Genomic DNA, 18,654 nt, shown 5'->3' with positions numbered 1-18,654 from the left:
GTATATCTTACGCCCGCCGAAGAAGTAAGCGTCATTATGATTTGAGCCATCAAATCCTATTGTCGTAAATCTTTCAGGCACCGCGTCGTAAATTTTACGATAGGTATGGACTGTTGTTGGAGGAGCCTCTGGAGAGACTCGTTAAATCGAGCGCCGAAGGAGCAAACCAAGTATTGGTGAAACTCTCAGGCAAAAGGACAGAGGAGATAAGAGCAACACCAGATACCCGTCTGTGACCAACATTTCTGTTGTTCTATATCTCTTCCTTTGATGTTTAAAGGAGGAATAATGAATCCACTACATGACACAATTTTTAATTTTCTAAAAGCTTTTGACAGCCTTGTTTGGGGTCCACCACTACTTATCCTTTTGGTTGGTACTGGTTTATACCTCACTGTACGCCTTGGTTTTATCCAAATCCGTTACCTTCCGCTTGCATTACGCTACGTGTTTGGCGGTAAAAAAGATGCCGATAGCAACGGTAGCGGTGATGTATCCAGTTTTGCAGCTCTATGTACTGCCCTTTCTGCAACCATAGGTACAGGTAATATCGTCGGTGTTGCAACCGCGATTAAATTAGGTGGCCCAGGTGCTTTATTTTGGATGTGGCTTGCTGCGCTTTTAGGTATGGCAACTAAGTATGCCGAGTGTCTACTAGCGGTTAAATATCGTGAAACAGATAGCAATGGTCAAATCATTGGTGGTCCTATGTACTACATCGAAAAAGGTGTAGGTAGTAAGTGGCTAGCGAAATTATTTGCCCTCTTTGCTGTTGGTGTTGCGTGTTTTGGTATTGGTACTTTCCCACAAGCCAATGCCATTGTTGATGCTGCGCACCTTTCATTCAATGTACCTAAAGAAATTACTGTTGTTATTTTAACTGTATTAGTTGCAACCGTAACGCTAGGTGGTATTAAGTCGATTTCAAGTGTAGCAAGTACTGTTGTTCCGCTAATGGCTGGTTTCTACATCATTGCTTGTGTAAGTGTATTAGCAAGCAACTATGATGCTATCCCACAAGCCGTTAACCTTGTTATTGAGTCTGCATTTACAGGCCATGCAGCTACAGGTGGTTTCGTTGGTGCAGGTATCATGCTAGCAATTCAATCTGGTATTGCCCGTGGTGTATTCTCGAATGAATCAGGCTTAGGTAGTGCGCCGATTGCCGCTGCTGCTGCACAAACTGACTCTTGTGTTCGTCAAGGCTTGATCTCAATGACAGGTACTTTCTTTGATACAGTGATCATTTGTACCATGACAGGTCTAACTTTGATTGTAACCGGTGCTTGGTCTTCTGATTTTGCTGGTGCTGCAATGACGACGCATGCTTTTGCAGAGGGATTACATTCTAGCTACTACGGTCCACTCATGGTGTCTATTGGCTTAATGTTCTTTGCCTTTACCACTATTCTAGGTTGGAACTACTACGGTGAACGTTGTATTACTTACCTATTTGGTGTGAAAGCGATTCTACCATACAAGATTTTCTTCTTGGTTCTGATCGCTGGCGGTGCATTTATGCAGCTAGACATGATTTGGGTAATTGCGGATATCGTAAACGGTTTAATGGCAATTCCAAACCTTATTGGTCTAGTGGTATTACGTCATGTTGTTATCGCAGAAACTCACGCTTTTTTCAGCGAATTAAAGCAAGAGAAAGAAAATAGCCAACCTGTATCAGCGCTGTAATTATGAATACAAAAAGGCCTCACGATTGTGAGGCTTTTTCAATTTTACACCCTGTCTTTACTTTCCCTTTCACATAATTACAACAATTAAATTCATCTATTTTGACATAAGCCTCGTATTCCTGTTGTAATCTATGCAGATTTAATAAATAACTCTATCTATTGTTCATCTATATTTTAGATAACACATGGAGACTTATTCACTATCCCCTACTTTAATAGTTAATAAGTTCAGTGAGTTAAAAACTCATGTGCTGAGAAAAGGACATTGAAATGAAAAATCAATCTTCGCGTCGACGCTTTTTGAAGTTAACGGTAGGTGGCATTGTTGGCCTAACCGTTGGTAACAAATTACTGGTTAAGCCTGCTCAAGCTGCAGAACTACCTCACTTATCTGTCGATGACGCACAGGCAAAAGCCTTAAAATACGTGGACAAGTCAAGTTACGACGATAAAAACTGTAATAACTGTATGCTGATTGAAGGTGACGCAAAAGCTGAATGGCGCCCTTGTAAAATCTTCCCGGGCAAATTAGTTAATGGTAAAGGCTGGTGCTCAGCTTACGCACCTAAGCCTGCATAATGACAGAATCAAAAACACAAAAGGCCTCACTATGAGGCCTTTTTCTTTACTTAATCTATCCCCAAGTAACTTCAGCAGCTTGAGTATATTAGTTTAACGTTAGCGATAACAACGCTCAGCCCAACGTGCTAAACCCGCTGTTACTGAACCAAAGTAATTACCGCTCACAATCGGTATATTCGGTAACTGCTGCTCAATACACTGACGTAAAATAGGTGAACGTGCCGTACCACCGGTCATAAACACCACATCAGGCGTCACTCCACCCTGCGCTAGAGCCTCAACCACTAGCTCACGCATTTTATCGGTTGGGGTTTCAATGGCTTCTGAAAATTGCTTGGCTGTAATATCAACGGCAAACAAATCTTTCATGATCGCCATATCAACACGATATTTGTCTTGCTCCGACAGTGCAATTTTCGCTTCTTCTGCACGGCGAACAATCTGATAGCCCAGCGTTTCATGATAAACGTGAATTAATCGATTGAGCTTATCAGGATCTGCCGCATCATAACGAAGCTTTTCTAATGCACGTAAGTTAGCATCAGAATAAAACTCAGTTTGCGCAGCAACATTGTTAATCGCAATAGGATTCCAGAACTGATTGAATGGCATATCAATACCACGAACCGTCTGACTACCTAGACCAAACTCTGGCATCAGCTGTTTAAATGCTAAGTGAATATCTAAATCATTACCACCGACTCGCTGACCGCTATGTGCAAGTAATGAGCGTGTTCTATCTTGCTCATTAACCCATTTAGGTCCCATTTCAAGCAATGAACAGTCAGTCGTACCACCACCAATATCAACCACCAATACGGTTTTGTTTTCAGTCAGTGTCGATTCAAACTCCAACCCAGCAGCAACAGGTTCAAATTGGAAAGAAACATCTTTAAAACCAGCACGTTTCGCCGCTTGAGTCAGAATTTTTTCAGCTTGAATATTAGCAGATTCTCCGCCAGTACCTTGGAAGTTAACCGGACGACCAATGACAGTTTGCGTAATATCATCTTGTAGGTTCTGCTCAGCATTTTGTTTGATATTTACCATCATGGCGCAAACAAGATCTTCAAAAAAACTAATTTGAGCATCGCGTAAACCATTCGCACCAAGGAAGGATTTCGGTGATTTAACGTAATACACTTCTTCAGGATCAGAAAGATATGTATTTAATGCTGCTTCACCAAACTGTAGATCACCGTGTACAACTTCAATATCTTCTTCACGGTTAACTGCCATAGCACGACGTAACACTTGTTCACCAATGCTGTCAGTCGGCTTTATTCCCATAAAACGATAGAGATATTCAGATACCGCTTCACGTGTCGGGGCACACAATGTCGATGGAATAAAATGATTATTTTTCTCTAGTGGTAACAGTTCTGGGTTACCATTTACCATTCTCGCGACAGAACAATTCGCTGTCCCATAATCAAATCCAATAAACATTAGAAACACTCAAAGCAATAAGAAAAGCCGACCATCATACCCCAACCAAAACACCAATTCACGGTCTTATTCTCTTTAAAATATCAACCTTAATGACCGTGTGTATTCAGTTAAAAACGAATAAAAAGCGTGTCTTTTTGTAACTTTACGATGCAATGTCGAGAATTTATCGCCATAATATTGTGACTTTTATTTTTCTAAAGAAGCTGACAATGAAACGTATTTACCAATCTTTCTTCGTTGTGCTACTCGCAGCACTGACGCTAACTGCATGTACTGAATCTAATACACCACAAGAAGGTGACAAATACTCAGTGATCCCAACTCCAATGCCAAATCTACCAGCAGTAACAGAGATCTTCTCACTGTCTTGTGGTCACTGTCGTAACATGGAAAGCATGCTTCCAAAAATTAAAGAGCTAACGAATACTAAAGACGTTAACCAAGTACACGTTATCTTCAATGAAAGCGCACAAAAAGCGGCATTTATCTTCTACGCAGCAATGGTACAAACTGACAACAAGCCAAGCCATAAACTGAAAGAAGAGCTATTTGCGTTTGTTCAAGACTCACCAAAAGATATGACTAACGAACAGCGTCAAGCAGCACTTACTAAAATCTTCCACGACAATGGTTTGAAGAGCCCTTACGAGCTAACAAAAGAGCAACAAGCTGAAGTGTTTAAGATGTTCCAACAATCTGAAGAAATTGTTCGTAATGCCGCACTACAATCAGTGCCTGCTTTCTTGATCAATGGTAAATACCTTGTGAATACCAGTGCTCACGGTAGCCTAGAAGATATAGCGAATACGATTACATACCTTAAAGGTAAGAAGTAATTTCATACCCCTTTAAAATACCTGCCGCATTGGCAGGTATTTTTTTATTGATATAAATCCCACTTTTATTCCCTCTCTCTGAAACACCTGCAACAGACATATTATTAATTGAACAAGTCTCAAAGATATATCTATCAGTAACAATTTTTCCCTATCATTACATAAACTTATATATGCATACTATCAACGGAGAATTTCGTATGCATCACTGTGATTAATAATGGAAAAAGGCAAATGCAATTATGATCAAAACACTTAAGCACAAATTATTACTATTAAGCTTGTTACCTATGCTTGCGATTCTTAGTATCGCCATGGGTGTGGTCATCTATTTAGAAAACCAATCTTTAGAAGAGAATGTTGCGCATTATAAACAAGAACTGATTTCACAAAGGCAGCAAGAATTAAAAGATGCTGTCATCATCACTAAACATGCAATCGAGAATATTCTGGCTAAAGGTAGTGATGAAACGGCTATTCTTGATGATGTACGTCAGCTTATTTCCCCTATCCGCTTTGCTGAAAATGATGCTGGTTACTTTTTTATCTATACCATGAATGGCGTGAACGTAGCTCATCCATTAAAGCCTGAAATTCAGGGAACGAATCAAATTGGTGCAACCGATGCCAATGGCGTGGCATATATTAAAGTCTTAATTGATGCGGCGAAAAACAACGGTCAATTCGTTAAATACAGTTTTCCTAAAAAAGCAAATCAGCCTGCCCAACCTAAAGAAAGTTATGCTATTTCTTTAAACGGTGGCAAATGGTTCATTGGAACTGGTTTATACATTGATGATATTGATGCAAGTGTGGCGCAATACACGGCTCAAATTCATTCAAACATGCAAGATCGCATTAACTCCGTATTGCTTATTTCACTGATCTTAACCGTGATTTCAGCCGCTCTGATCTTGTACGTCGCTAGCCGTATTATCAAACCTATTGAGCGTATGGTTGATACTCTAAATGACATCGCTGACGGTGAAGGTGATCTAACTAAGCGCTTAGTTGTTGAAGGTAATGACGAAATAGCAGCACTGGGTAATGCCTTTAACCGCTTTGCGAATAAGCTTCAAAGCATAATATCTCAAGTATCAGAAACCACGAACAGCCTGACAACAGCAGCGCATAATGTACATAAGCAAACCAATACCTTAACCGCTAAATTAAATGAACATAACTGCGAAACAGAACAAATCGTTGCAGCTATTGAACAAATGAGCCTAGCGGCTAATGAAATTGCTGAAAATACAAATGATGTCGCTTCCGGTACCGAGCGCATGAGTGATGTCGCATTAGTTGCTCAACAACAAGTAGATACTTCACTTGTCTCTATTAACACGCTTGTTGATGAAGTGACTCAAGCATCAAGCTACATCGATGCACTCAATCAGCAATCTCACAACATCAACAATGTACTTAAAGTCATTGGTGATATTGCCGAGCAAACCAACTTACTTGCATTAAACGCAGCGATTGAAGCTGCACGAGCAGGTGAACAAGGCCGAGGCTTTGCCGTGGTTGCTGATGAAGTACGTGGCCTTGCAAGCCGTACCCAAAGTAGCACATTAGAAATCAATGAAATGCTTGATCAGCTACATAACTTAGTAACGCAAGCGGTACAAGCCATGGATAAGAGCCAAGCCTCCTGTAATGAAGCGGTCAGCTCAACCAACCAGATCTCACATAACCTACTATCTGTTACAGAAGCAGTGACTGAAATTAACGGTAAGATCAATCAGATTGCTGCTGCATCAACAGAGCAAAATGCCGTGACTGGTGAAATTAGCGGGAACATGGGATCAATCCAAAATATCGTCACCGATCTTATTCAAGAGAGTAAGAACTCAGAGCATATTGTGAGTCAACTTGATGATGCTGGTAATCAGCTACAACAATTAGTAGGGCAATTTAAAACTAAATAACCCCCTTCATTAATACAAACAATCAATACAAAGGCACTGTCTGTACTCATGTAGACAGTGCCTTTTCTTTTGTTACTCGGTAAATAGCGAGCCTTACTTAAAGCAAACCGTTGTTTCATACCATTTGATTTATCATTTTTAGCGTGACTTTCATCACATAATTTGTATGATTTAAAAAACCATAATCTCTCTTATGTATGAAAAATTATTCCCATTTCGCCATCAAATACTTTCGTGAGCTCTTAGTTTTCCGAGTCTTTGTAGCACTTTGTATTATTATTAGCATTATCCAATTACTTCACTTGCCATACGGCTCATGGGCACTAATCACAGCAGTGACCATTATGGGAAGTATTCCCTTTCTTGGCGGTGTATTATCTAAAGCTAGCCAGCGCATCACAGGTACGATATTAGGTGCGATTATCGGCTTATCATTATTCTTGCTACCTGCCTCTTATAATTGGTTACACCACGTTATTCTCATTGCAGCAGTCATAACAGCGATTTTCTTTACCCAAGGCAAATACTCTTATGCGTCATTGGTCGTTGCGATCACAATTGTTGTTATTGCTGGTGGCGGCCCTGAAGATCTTCATGCTGCAATGTGGCGTACTATCAATGTCTTTTGGGCTGCTGTTGTCGCTATCTGCTGTAGCTTATTTATTTTCCCTGCTCGTGCGACCGATCATTATCTCGCCTACACACACGACTTTATAAAGCTATGTTGCGATTACTACCATAAGCATAATCAACAAATAGCAACGGGAAATTATAAGCCGATTGATATTAGTCCCCTATCAACCATTCTTGATAAGCAAACGACACTACAGCCTCATACCAAGAATGAAAATGTTGCAAGTAAACAACTACTCACGGAAATCATGTTAACGGAAGAGCAAATCTTCACCATGCTAGGTTCAATGCTCCATACCAAATGGGACACCCAGTTAGGTCAGTCCAAAATCAGTGATATGCCGGGATTAATGGAAGCCAAGGAACAATTAGCAAACCGATTTGAACAACTGTCTAAGCAAATGGAAAAACAAGTTATTTTGCCTGTTAAGCGCGATGAGATAAAAATGCTCTCGTTACTGCCACCACCTGAAATGCATGAACAAAGTGATGCAAGTGATATCAGTTACTATGGTTATCTGTGGCTAAACCGAGAAGTTGCCCGCCAGTTTTCACAACTAACACACCTTCTTAGCGAATATTATTCTCACGTAAGAAAGTAACAAAAAGGGCATGAATCGCTTCATGCCCTTTTCTCAAATATGGCTAGGTAGTTTGGTTATCATTAGATACGTTCTAATAACACCATGGCTTCAACGTGATCTGTGTGAGGGAACATATCGAACCACTGAAACTTCATCACTTTATATCCCGTTAAACGTGTAAGATCTTTTTCTAACGTCTGAGGGTTACAGCTTGAATAAATAATATGTTTAGGTGCAAAAGTATTAAGCTGCTGACAAAGTGCTTCCCCAATACCACGTCGTGGTGGGTTCACTAACACTAATTCAGGTGCCGCTTCATTTGATTGAGTGAAGCTGGTTGAATCCAGTGCTGCAAAATCAAGGTTATTAACCCCCATCATTTCCGCAGAACGTTTCGCACTGGCTATCGCTTCAGGTTCAATCTCAATACCTGTTACCTGCTCTACTTCTTCTGCGCAATGTAGAGCAAAACCACCTACACCACAGAATAGATCCCACATTGATGCAGGTTTGACCTCACTAACCCAGCTTTTCGCTGTAGCGTACAAACGTTCTGCAACCTTTGGATTAGTTTGGAAAAAGCTTTTAGGTCTAACAACTAATGGCACATGATTAAACTGCTCTAGCAAATAGTGATCATCAGTTAAAAAGATTTCTTCTTCGCCTTCGAGTCTTGCCATATGAACAGGTTGAATGTTCACTGAAACCACTTTTATTGCAGGAAATGCCGCTAATAAATCAGCAAGGTTATTCTCAATACGCTCAATAGCAGTATGACTACGCATAACAAAGCGCAGCATAAACTCGCCCGTGCTTTCACTACGAGTAAGGAGAACGAATTTCAGCTCACCTTTTTTCTTCACAAGATTATAAGGTGGAATACCTGCACGACGGATCCATTGCTCAATATAAAGCAATAGTTCCTGCATATCAGCAGGATATAGCGGACACCCGCATAAACTAACTGGCTTAATGGTTTTATCCAATGCAGATTGTGTTTGAATACCTAAACAAGGCTCATGCGCCGCACCCAACACTACCATCTTTGCCTTATTTCGATAGCCTGTTTCAGCACTTTCTACAGGTGCTAACCATTGCTGAGGGTGATGCTCAGAGAATAATGCACGTAATGTGTCATCTTTTTGTTTAATTTGCTGAGCATAAGACGTCGAGGCAAGTGGGCACGAAGGACATACCCCTTGAAGTGAGAATGAACACTGCATAATTCACACAACTACAAAAAAAAGAGCAGTCTAACCTGCAGAAAGAAAATAGCCAGATAAAATATTTTACCAAATCCAAGATCTTAGATTTAAGCTCACTTTATTTAGATGTTTACAGTATTTTCAATCAACAAAGATCAAACTAGGCAGCCCTTGATGCTCTATTTTTATAATCCTAGTAGCAAAGATGAACTCTAACTGTTCTATTGTCATCACGTCTTCAGGCGCACCAACCCCCACACAACGTCCTTGTTGAAGTAAAACCACTTTATCGGCTTCACGCAGAGAACGATTTAAATCATGGCTCGCCATTAAGACTGAAATACCTTGCGAGGCGATTCCTCGGATCAAGCGGTACATTGCCGCTTCTTGACCAATATCGAGTGACGCTGCTGGCTCATCAAGCAGTAAAAACTTAGCATCTGGATTTAAAGATGGCCAAACCTGTAAACATGCCGATGCTAAACGGACACGCTGCCACTCACCTCCCGACAACTGCTGAATACTACGAGTTAACTTGTCGGTGATGGACAAACAATCACACACTTCATCAATGGCTTGCTGCTTTAACGTTTCACTCACCTCACCGAGTGCCGTAAAAGCTAATGAAAGATATTGAAAAACAGGAATCGCAAAATGAGGCTTATCTTGTTGAGACATATAACTACGTATACGCGCTAACGATGCCAAATCATGATCAGCCAAATCTACATCTTCTAATGTCACCTGACCATCAGCGCTAAAAAGCCCAGATATCAAGCCTATCGCTGTGCTTTTTCCACTGCCATTCGGGCCAATCAGATGAACAATTTCACCTCTTTTTACCGTAAATGACAAAGGCTGTAATCGAGGATCTAATGCAATATTTTTAACATTCAACATAGCTAACGACACTTATTAATTCAGCGAAGAACGCATCAGCATCCAGATAAATACAGGCGCACCCAGTGACGTGGTCACAACACCAACAGGAAGATCAGCAGATGGTAATAAGATACGAGATAAGGTATCAGCAAAAACCAACAATAAACCGCCAGCCAATGCTGATAATGGCAATAAATAACGATTTTCTGTACCTAACATCAAACGGATCAGGTGAGGGACAACCAAGCCAATAAAACCAATAACTCCAGCCAACGCCACTGAACTACCTACTAACAGTGACACCATTAAAATCAACTTCCAACGTAAGCTTGTGACATTCAACCCTAACTGACGGGCATGTAACTCACCTAACATCAAAATATCAAGCTTCTTACCCTGACAACACAGTACAACCAACACTGGCACAATAAAGAGCAGCAATGATAACTGCGGCCAATTCACACCACCTAAACTGCCCATTAGCCAATACATTAGCTGCCGCATACTTAAGTCATCACTGAAATAAAATGCCCAAGTGATCACTGCACTAGAAAGAATACCAAGTGCCACACCAATTAATAGCAAACGAGTCATCGAAACACTTTTACGCCTAGATAACCCGACTAATATCAAGGTAAAGATCAATGCACCAATCATTGCGGTGATCATGGTCAACATAGGTGATGGAGTGAAAGGTAAGAAAAATAATACACAGACTAACGCCAAACTCGCACCACCAGAGATCCCTAGCACACCAGGTTCCGCTAGCGGGTTACCAAGTAATACTTGCAGTACCGCACCAGAGCTTGCCAATGCAGCGCCGACAGCAAAGGCGGCAAGTAATCGCGGCAAACGCAATTGAAACAGTAACTGTTGTTCTAATGTACCATTAGGAGCCCATGGTTTTATCCATAACTCCCCAACAGATAACGAGTAAAAACAAACAACAACCAATAATAGCGACAGGAGCCAAAAACTCATTCGCCACCGAGAACGCTGGCGAATTAAAAATGCATTAAGTGACATGAGATCCATCTTTGGATAGGCGCAAAACCGCTACCTTACTGCCTCAGGAAAAAGAACAAAAGTAGAAATTAATAATTGTTTGATGACTTAAGAACTAGCCACACAAGCGGATTTGCTCATCAAAGATAATATGAGCTTTTTTTACCATCAGTGCAGCTCGTTGCCCTAATGCAACATTCGCATTAGGAAATACCACCGCTTCCCCTTTCTCATCTGCAATAAAATCTTTGCCGCTATCGCTACCTAAATATACCCCTTCATCGAAAAAGGTGAAATTAGGCAAATCGTCAGGGAAAGAGAAATTAAAGTCATCAGATTGCTTCAGCAGAGTACGACTAACACGATAAACCTCGACATCGTTATTCCATGTTATAGGCAAAGAGCTTTCAGTCACTAGCTTCATCATCGCTCGACTAAAATGCGCCAATAGCGCTAAATTGTTATTGCCAAAATCTGCAACTTTACCTAGTTCAATCGTCAAGGCTTGTGCGCCATGATATTCAGCACTAAACCAACTAAAAGTAGAAGAAGGATCGTTTGCTAATAATACTGCTTCTATTTTTGCATGTTGAATAAAACTAAACAGGCCATTACTACGGGAATGTTTGTGACTATATGGGCTAATTGCAAACGTGTAGTGCTCTGAGCGACGAATAGCGCAATGCAAGTCAAGATGCCATCTTTCAGGCTGAACGGCTGTAGAGACGCCATAGAAGCTATTAACAGCCTCCTGAAGCTGATTCGCCACTTTACAATCAATATTTTTTTCTAAGTTGCGGACTTTAAACAGCCGATTCATATTTTCTTCAATGAAACGTGTTTTGTTATTGATAGCTTCTGGGTGAGCAATAATAAGAAGTAAGCGATGTACAGGAACAATGTGACCAAGCAAGATCCCTTCCGCTAATTGTTGAATCAGTTCAATTGGTGCTGTTTCATTACCATGAACTCCAGATGACAACACAATATCTTTAGCCGTACTTATTTGCTCGTTGGGCGTTATTTGTAACACTCCTCGCTGCAATAATTGACAATGAATACCCGACTCTAAAACCCACTCTGCAGACATAAATGGAAGTGAGAAATCACACGTTGCAGATAAAAACCTACCCTTTTTCACTTCATCAACAAACGTCATATTACCTCCATGTACACTAGTACCATCACTAACGAAAATGCTTCGCCGTTGTTAACCATACCTTACTTATATCATTGATACATAAACGAAACAAAAATATAACTAAGTAAACAAGCTGCTGTTTGCAAATAGCAGAAAATAAAAAACCCAAATGAATAAATTCACTTGGGTTTCAATTAAACTAAGCGTGCAAACTAGCTTATTTAGGTACTTCTAGCGTTTCTACGCGTGCTTTTAGCTTCTGACCTGGACGGAAAGTCACTACACGTCGTGCAGAAATAGGAATATCTTCGCCAGTTTTTGGGTTACGCCCTGGTCTTTCGTTTTTGTCTCGTAAGTCAAAATTACCAAAACCAGATAGTTTTACTTGTTCGCCACTTTCTAAAGCCTTCCTAATTTCTTCAAAGAAGACTTCCACCGTATCCTTGGCGTCCCGTTTGCTTAATCCAACATTCTCAAACAGGTTCTCAGCCAAATCGGCTTTTGTGAGCGCCATAGATAACTCCCTCAAGACTATGTTGAATGGATAGTAACAATGCTGGCATCATTCCGGCCTGTTACTGTGAATAAGGTTACGTTGATACGGTTCGTAGACACCTATCGTTGGTGTTTATAGAGATTAACATCTCCAGTTCCTTATCAACTAGAGTCAAGTCTAAGCCAACTTGCTGATTTCCGCCAACTTTTTTACGCAAACTTAGCGTTAATTTATCTGCTTTTTTTTGAAAAATAATATCACTCTTGTGCAATTAGTTGTGTTTAATTGCTGTTTTATAAAACACAATTACCAACAAAAACAATTAGTTACAAATGAAGCATACGTTAAAAACATGGAAAAAATAAAAATTCATCTATTTATCATAGTGTTATTATTTTTTGGAGAAAGATCAAAAAAAAGCAGCCAACATAGGCTGCTTTTTAAAAACAAAGAGTTAAAAACGTCAAAAATTACTTAACAAACGCGATTAACCTTCATCATTTTCGATTAGTCACGCAGAGATGCACCGAACTTTTCAGCAAGTGCAGCAACAATTGCTTCTACTGCTGAAGCAATGTCTGCTTCTTCTAATGTGCGCTCTGCAGATTGAAGAGTCAGTGCAATTGCAAGGCTCTTGTTACCTTCTTCAACACCTTTACCTGTGTAAACGTCGAATAGGTTAACATCTGTCAGTAACTCGCCACCGTTTGCACGACATGCAGCAACGACATCACCCGCAGCAACATCTTCGCTCACAACAACGGCGATATCACGACGGTTTGCAGGGAACTTAGACACAGCAACAGCTTCAGGAAGCATACGTGAGTTGATTGCTGCCCACTCGATTTCAAATACGATAGTACGACCGTTTAAGCCAAACTTACGCTCTAGCTCTGGGTGTACAGTACCGATGAAACCAATTTCTTTGCCATCAACAACGATTGCTGCTGATTGACCAGGGTGAAGTGCTGGGTGCTTAGCTGCTTTAAAGCTAAACGCAGCTTCGTTTGCTGTTAGCTCAAGGATTGCTTCTAAATCACCTTTAAGATCGAAGAAATCTACCGTGTTAGTTGCGATATCCCAGTGCTCATCGCTGCGGTTACCTGCGATAACACCTGCAAGCATCATTTCTTGACGCATGCCGTTTTCCGCAGATTCTTCAGGGATGAAACGTAGACCAGCTTCGAATAGACGAACACGTGGCTGTTGACGCTTCTGGTTGAACACTACTGTATTTAGTAGGCCAGTCCATAGGCTTAGGCGCATTGCTGACATTTCCGCAGAAATTGGGAAAGGCAGGATCAATGGCTCAATTTCAGGCACGATTAGCTTTTGTTGCTCTGGCTCAACGAAGCTGTAAGTGATCGCTTCTTGGTAACCACGATCAACTAGCAGATCACGTACACGCTTAAGCGGAAGGTTCGCTTCTTTGTGTAGGTTCATGCTTAGTGCAGCAACTGGTGATTGATTAGGGATGTTGTTGTAACCGTAGATACGGCCCACTTCTTCCACTAAATCTTCTTCAATTGCCATGTCAAAACGCCATGCAGGAGCAACAGCTTTCCAACCAGCATCTGTTGTTTCAACGTCACAACCTAGACGCGTTAGGATTTCAACTACTTCTTCAGAAGCAATTGAGTGACCTAGTAGACGATCTAGTTTAGTGCGACGAAGTTCAATCGTTGCTGCTTTTGGTAAATCAGCTTCTGATTCAGCTTCAACGATTGGCGCAACTTCACCACCACAGATTTCAATGATAAGTGCTGTTGCACGTTCCATTGCTTTAGTTTGTAGTGTCGCGTCAACACCACGCTCAAAGCGGTGTGAAGAATCAGTGTGTAGACCGTAGCTACGAGCACGACCACGGATTGCATCTGGTGCGAAGAATGCACACTCAAGTAGTACGTCTTTCGTCTCAGTGTTAACACCAGAGAACTCACCACCGAAGATACCAGCAATCGCTAGTGCTTGCTTGTTATCAGCAATCACTAAGGTGTTGTCATTTAGTTCAGCTTCGTTACCGTCAAGAAGAGTTAGTTTCTCGCCTTGCTCTGCCATACGAACAACGATACCGCCATCGATCTTAGCAAGATCGAATGCGTGCATTGGTTGACCCATTTCTAGCAATACGTAGTTAGTGATATCTACGATTGGATCGATTGAACGTGTACCACAACGACGTAGCTTCTCTTGCATCCATAATGGCGTTTCAGCTTGAACGTTTACATTGCGAATAATACGACCAAGATAACGTGGACATGCTGCAGGCGCTTTAACATCGATAGCGATAGTATCAGCCGCTGTTGGCGCAACGATCTCAAATTGAGGCTCAGTCACTTCAGCACGGTTTAGAACACCTACTTCACGAGCTAGACCAGCAATGCTTAGACAATCAGCACGGTTAGCAGTTAGGTCAACGTCGATAGTAACATCGTCAAGACCTAGGAATTCACGGAAGTCAGTACCTAGAACTGCATCTTCTGCAAGCTCCATAATGCCATCAGACTCAACGTCGATACCTAGCTCAGTGAAAGAACAAAGCATACCGTGAGAAGGTTGACCACGTAGTTTTGCTTTCTTGATTTTAAAATCGCCAGGAAGCACAGCACCAACTGTTGCCACAGCAACCTTGATACCTTGACGACAGTTAGATGCGCCACAAACGATGTCTAGTAGCTCTTCAGCACCTACATCTACTTTAGTTACGCGTAGTTTGTCAGCGTCTGGGTGTTGTGCACACTCAACTACTTGACCTACTTTAACGCCAGTAAATTCACCAGCAACTGCTTCAACGCCGTCAACTTCCAAACCAGCCATTGTGATCTGGTGAGCTAGCTCTTCGCTGTTTACTGCAGGATTAACCCACTCGCGTAGCCAAGATTCAGAGAATTTCATAGATTTCTAGCCCCTAGTGCTTACTTAAACTGTTTTAGGAAACGTAAGTCGTTCTCGAAGAACGCACGTAAATCGTTAACGCCGTAACGAAGCATAGTTAGACGCTCAACGCCCATACCAAATGCAAAGCCCGAGTACTTCTCAGGATCGATGTTAACTGAACGTAGAACATTAGGGTGTACCATGCCACAGCCTAGTACTTCTAACCACTTACCGTTCTTACCTTTAACGTCAACTTCAGCTGAAGGCTCAGTGAATGGGAAGAAAGAAGGACGGAAACGCACTTCAACTTCTTCTTCAAAGAAATTACATAGGAAATCGTGAAGAATACCTTTTAGTTGCGCAAAGTTTACGTTTTCATCAACCAACATACCTTCCACTTGGTGGAACATTGGTGTGTGAGTTTGATCGTAATCATTACGGTATACACGACCAGGTGCAATGAAACGGAATGGTGGTTGACCATTTTCCATTGTACGGATCTGAACACCAGATGTGTGCGTACGTAGCATTAGATCTGGGTTGAAGAAGAACGTATCGTGGTCAGTACGTGCTGGGTGATCTTCAGCAATGTTTAGCGCATCGAAGTTGTGGAAAGCATCTTCAATTTCAGGGCCAGCTTCAGTAGTAAAACCAAGCTCACCAAAGAAACTTTCAATACGCTCAATTGTGCGTGTTACTGGGTGTAAGCCACCATTTTCAATACGACGACCAGGAAGAGAAACATCGATAGTCTCAGCCGCAAGCTTAGCTTCAAGCTCTGCACGTTGTAGGCCATCTTTACGCTCTACAAGTAGTGTTTGCACTGCTTGCTTCGCTTTGTTGATCTCTTGACCAGCAGTACGACGTTCTTCTGGTGGTAATTTACCTAGGGCTTGAAGTTGAAGAGTTAGGTGACCCTTCTTACCTAGGAATTGAACTCGGACTTCGTCCAGAGCGACTAATGAATCAGCCTGCTCAATAGCTGCCGTTGCGTTGGCAATAATCTCGTCTAGATGTTGCATCGTATCCTCATCCACCCACAGGTGGCGTCCTTAAGGGAGATATAAAATCGCGTAACGATACATACTAAAGAAAGCGGCGTCTAAATCCAAATTGAATCGCAATAAAACCGTAAGTTTGGACGAAAAAAAAACGCCTTTATCAGTTGCACAGCAAAAAATGGTGATTTCAATCAATTAGGTCGCAAATTACGTAAGAATTGAAGGCTGGATCTGGATTCCTATTTCTCATTTTTTCATCTATCGAAAAACCTCCCCTAGCAGTAATTTTATTACATATTTTTGGAGGATTTACTCATGGATACAAAAGATTTTACCGGACTTCAATCTATTCTAAAATTCGCATTACTACTCTGTGTCGCCCTGATCTTGATGGGAAATATGGGCATGTTTTCAAGTATGCCAATCATGATGAAAAACCCACTAACAAGTCAGATGCACGTGGATTATATCCATATTCTTTACTACCTCGCTTTTAACAGTATATTTGTTGGTTTTTTCATCTGTTTATGGATTAGTTTCCAACACACGAAAACTAAAACGCTGCATTACTTACAGCATCATTAAACTGTGTAATCTTTCTCACTCATGAATAAAAAGCGATAGTCTATTGGTCTATCGCTTTAACTATTTCTTTTATTGATAATTATGAAATTAATTGCCAAAGCTGTTTTAAATTTACATTTTTCAGTGTAAATTATGATCAAAATCAAAGTTAGGAAGTCTCTGATGAAAAATAAAGAATTTGCAGCTCTACTAAAAATTTCAACTTTTGCAATGATCCTTTGTACTGCGCTACTTGCTCTTGGTAATTACGGCCTAGCACATGCAATGCCTATCAGCACAGCATCCGGTTTTAATATTATCAACCTGGCGTTCTTCATCGGTCTTAATGCTCTTCTTGTTCCATTTCTTGCATTCCTTGTTAAAACACGTTCACGTGCAAACAAACAGCGTCGAGCAATGGCATAATATTTGCCCTTTTCTTAAAACCAGCATTTCTAAGTGCTGGTTTTTTTATATCCAAATAAAATAAAAAACACCGTTGCATTATCTAAAAACCTCCAATACCATAATTGAACACTGTTTTATTGTTTAAGAGGAAAATATGATGAAAAAGCAAAATAACTACTGGCTAACTTATGCTAAAGCAACTTTCGCTATTGCAGCCATTGCAATGATCATTAGCATAGTAAAACTACCTGGTGATTTAATCATCAAAGGCTATTATAGTATCTGTAGCTTATTTTTAGTCAGTGCCACAATCACACTAAGTAAGGCCGTACGAGATGAAGCGGAATCAAATAGCTTAATCCATAAAATTGAAGAAGCGAAAACAGCAAAATTACTCAACGATATTGATGACTAATTGTTAGATATATTCATGAACTATCAATTAATACATCAATTATGTGAATATAAACGACGCTTAAATACGCTAATAGAAAGCAAGCGTGGAGAGCATAATCTGTTGCTTAAGAGGTCTCATACTCTTAAGCAACAAATCCAACAACATGAAGAACAACTATTAAATAGCATTAATGAGCCATCTCCCCACTCTCCTTTGATTTCATCATCGCAATCAATTGCTGAAATAGCTTTCCAACAAACACTACGCCAACAATGGAAGAAAAAACAACAGCTATTACAAATAGAAACGACACTGACAACACGCAGCAAAGCCATTGAAAATATGGAAGCATTAGCTCTAGAGTTAAGCCTCGCACTTAAAAGTTATCAAAAAAAGCTAAAGCATGAAGCTTCGATGGATATACAGCAATTAGTCACACTCAAGCAAGTTGAGATAAAACTATTACTGACATTAAAGAGCAATCATATCGATACCGACACTTGATCTAATACCATTAACAGAAAAGAAAAGTTAGATAGAAAATGATAATACGTAGATATGAAAAAAGGAGAGCCGAGGCTCTCCTTTTAACTTAAAAACTAAACTGAAAAATTACAGTGCAGCTTTTGCCTTTTCCACAAGAACAGTGAAAGTAGCTTTGTCGAATACAGCGATATCTGCAAGGATCTTACGATCGATTTCGATAGATGCTTTCTTCAGACCGTTGATTAGACGGCTGTAAGACATACCGTTTTGACGTGCAGCAGCGTTGATACGTGCAATCCATAGTTGACGGAAAGTACGTTTCTTCTGACGACGGTCACGGTAAGCGTATTGACCAGCTTTAGTAACAGCTTGGAAAGCTACGCGGTAAACACGTGAACGTGCACCGTAGTAACCTTTAGCTTGTTTAAGAACTTTCTTGTGACGTGCACGTGCTTGTACACCACGTTTTACGCGAGGCATAGGAGA

At 40.8% G+C, this 18,654-nt stretch carries 17 protein-coding genes and 1 riboswitch; of the genes, 8 read left to right on the top strand and 9 right to left on the bottom strand.

The annotated features are described in order from the left end of the window. Nucleotides 1-118 precede the first annotated feature (118 nt). A riboswitch (glycine riboswitch) is annotated at nucleotides 119-211 on the top strand. 77 nt (nucleotides 212-288) lie between these two features. Both Q7657_RS15510 and Q7657_RS15505 read left to right on the top strand, forming a co-directional pair. After that, nucleotides 289-1,689 (top strand): alanine/glycine:cation symporter family protein, encoded by a 1,401-nt coding sequence (locus Q7657_RS15510; protein ID WP_107165158.1) that lies wholly within the window; start codon nucleotides 289-291, stop codon nucleotides 1,687-1,689. A 272-nt stretch (nucleotides 1,690-1,961) separates the two neighbouring features. Further along, nucleotides 1,962-2,270 carry a high-potential iron-sulfur protein gene (locus Q7657_RS15505; RefSeq protein WP_107165157.1) on the top strand — a complete coding sequence of 103 codons (309 nt, stop codon included), beginning with the start codon at nucleotides 1,962-1,964 and terminating at the stop codon, nucleotides 2,268-2,270. Nucleotides 2,271-2,369: 99 nt separating this feature from the next. Here Q7657_RS15505 and yegD read toward each other — a convergent pair whose 3' ends face one another. After that, nucleotides 2,370-3,722 carry a molecular chaperone gene (gene yegD, locus Q7657_RS15500; RefSeq protein WP_107165156.1) on the bottom strand — a complete coding sequence of 451 codons (1,353 nt, stop codon included), beginning with the start codon at nucleotides 3,720-3,722 and terminating at the stop codon, nucleotides 2,370-2,372. Nucleotides 3,723-3,934: 212 nt separating this feature from the next. Here yegD and Q7657_RS15495 point away from each other — a divergent pair, with 212 nt between their 5' ends. The 3 genes from Q7657_RS15495 (at nucleotide 3,935) to Q7657_RS15485 (ending at nucleotide 7,724) form a co-directional block, all read left to right on the top strand. Then, nucleotides 3,935-4,561 carry a thiol:disulfide interchange protein DsbA/DsbL gene (locus Q7657_RS15495; protein WP_107165155.1) on the top strand — a complete coding sequence of 209 codons (627 nt, stop codon included), beginning with the start codon at nucleotides 3,935-3,937 and terminating at the stop codon, nucleotides 4,559-4,561. A 242-nt stretch (nucleotides 4,562-4,803) separates the two neighbouring features. Continuing rightward, nucleotides 4,804-6,489 (top strand): methyl-accepting chemotaxis protein, encoded by a 1,686-nt coding sequence (locus tag Q7657_RS15490; protein ID WP_107165154.1) that lies wholly within the window; start codon nucleotides 4,804-4,806, stop codon nucleotides 6,487-6,489. A gap of 197 nt (nucleotides 6,490-6,686) precedes the next feature. Continuing rightward, nucleotides 6,687-7,724, top strand: coding sequence for an FUSC family protein (locus Q7657_RS15485; RefSeq protein ID WP_107165153.1), 1,038 nt, complete (start codon nucleotides 6,687-6,689; stop codon nucleotides 7,722-7,724). Nucleotides 7,725-7,786: 62 nt separating this feature from the next. On the opposite strand, the gene rlmC is transcribed toward Q7657_RS15485, so the two are convergent. The 7 genes from rlmC to pheS form a co-directional block, all read right to left on the bottom strand. After that, nucleotides 7,787-8,929, bottom strand: coding sequence for a 23S rRNA (uracil(747)-C(5))-methyltransferase RlmC (gene rlmC / locus Q7657_RS15480; protein WP_107165152.1), 1,143 nt, complete (start codon nucleotides 8,927-8,929; stop codon nucleotides 7,787-7,789). Between the two features lie 123 nt (nucleotides 8,930-9,052). Next, entirely contained in the window at nucleotides 9,053-9,811 is a 759-nt protein-coding gene (btuD, locus tag Q7657_RS15475; protein WP_107165151.1) for a vitamin B12 ABC transporter ATP-binding protein BtuD, read from the bottom strand. A 15-nt stretch (nucleotides 9,812-9,826) separates the two neighbouring features. Continuing rightward, nucleotides 9,827-10,819: a vitamin B12 ABC transporter permease BtuC gene (gene btuC / locus Q7657_RS15470; protein WP_107165150.1), complete on the bottom strand. Its 993-nt coding sequence runs from the start codon at nucleotides 10,817-10,819 to the stop codon at nucleotides 9,827-9,829. A 94-nt stretch (nucleotides 10,820-10,913) separates the two neighbouring features. Continuing rightward, entirely contained in the window at nucleotides 10,914-11,957 is a 1,044-nt protein-coding gene (gene astE / locus Q7657_RS15465) for a succinylglutamate desuccinylase (RefSeq protein WP_107165149.1), read from the bottom strand. Nucleotides 11,958-12,156: 199 nt separating this feature from the next. Then, complete coding sequence (gene ihfA, locus Q7657_RS15460) at nucleotides 12,157-12,453, bottom strand: integration host factor subunit alpha (protein ID WP_053988189.1); 297 nt, start codon at nucleotides 12,451-12,453, stop codon at nucleotides 12,157-12,159. A gap of 489 nt (nucleotides 12,454-12,942) precedes the next feature. Beyond that, nucleotides 12,943-15,330, bottom strand: coding sequence for a phenylalanine--tRNA ligase subunit beta (gene pheT / locus Q7657_RS15455; RefSeq protein ID WP_107165148.1), 2,388 nt, complete (start codon nucleotides 15,328-15,330; stop codon nucleotides 12,943-12,945). A 20-nt stretch (nucleotides 15,331-15,350) separates the two neighbouring features. Then, nucleotides 15,351-16,334: a phenylalanine--tRNA ligase subunit alpha gene (gene pheS / locus Q7657_RS15450; protein ID WP_005367402.1), complete on the bottom strand. Its 984-nt coding sequence runs from the start codon at nucleotides 16,332-16,334 to the stop codon at nucleotides 15,351-15,353. A gap of 726 nt (nucleotides 16,335-17,060) precedes the next feature. Here pheS and Q7657_RS15445 point away from each other — a divergent pair. The 3 genes from Q7657_RS15445 to Q7657_RS15435 all read left to right on the top strand — a co-directional run bounded on the left by Q7657_RS15445 (nucleotide 17,061) and on the right by Q7657_RS15435 (nucleotide 18,186). Beyond that, the gene (locus Q7657_RS15445; RefSeq protein ID WP_053988192.1) at nucleotides 17,061-17,303 is read left to right on the top strand and encodes a hypothetical protein; all 243 of its coding nucleotides are present in this window, start codon (nucleotides 17,061-17,063) and stop codon (nucleotides 17,301-17,303) included. A gap of 136 nt (nucleotides 17,304-17,439) precedes the next feature. Continuing rightward, complete coding sequence (locus Q7657_RS15440) at nucleotides 17,440-17,700, top strand: YiaA/YiaB family inner membrane protein (protein WP_258178211.1); 261 nt, start codon at nucleotides 17,440-17,442, stop codon at nucleotides 17,698-17,700. 15 nt (nucleotides 17,701-17,715) lie between these two features. Beyond that, a complete protein-coding gene (locus Q7657_RS15435; RefSeq protein WP_107165146.1) occupies nucleotides 17,716-18,186 on the top strand; it encodes a hypothetical protein in 471 nt (156 codons plus the stop codon). A 108-nt stretch (nucleotides 18,187-18,294) separates the two neighbouring features. Here Q7657_RS15435 and rplT read toward each other — a convergent pair whose 3' ends face one another. After that, a complete protein-coding gene (rplT, locus tag Q7657_RS15430; protein WP_005367388.1) occupies nucleotides 18,295-18,648 on the bottom strand; it encodes a 50S ribosomal protein L20 in 354 nt (117 codons plus the stop codon). Nucleotides 18,649-18,654: the final 6 nt, after the last annotated feature.

The organism is Candidatus Photobacterium acropomis (assembly GCF_030685555.1).
In the GTDB taxonomy this organism is placed as follows: domain Bacteria; phylum Pseudomonadota; class Gammaproteobacteria; order Enterobacterales; family Vibrionaceae; genus Photobacterium; species Photobacterium lucens.
The sequence above is the reverse complement of the archived record's forward strand: the minus strand, read 5'-3'. Positions and strand labels throughout refer to the sequence as shown.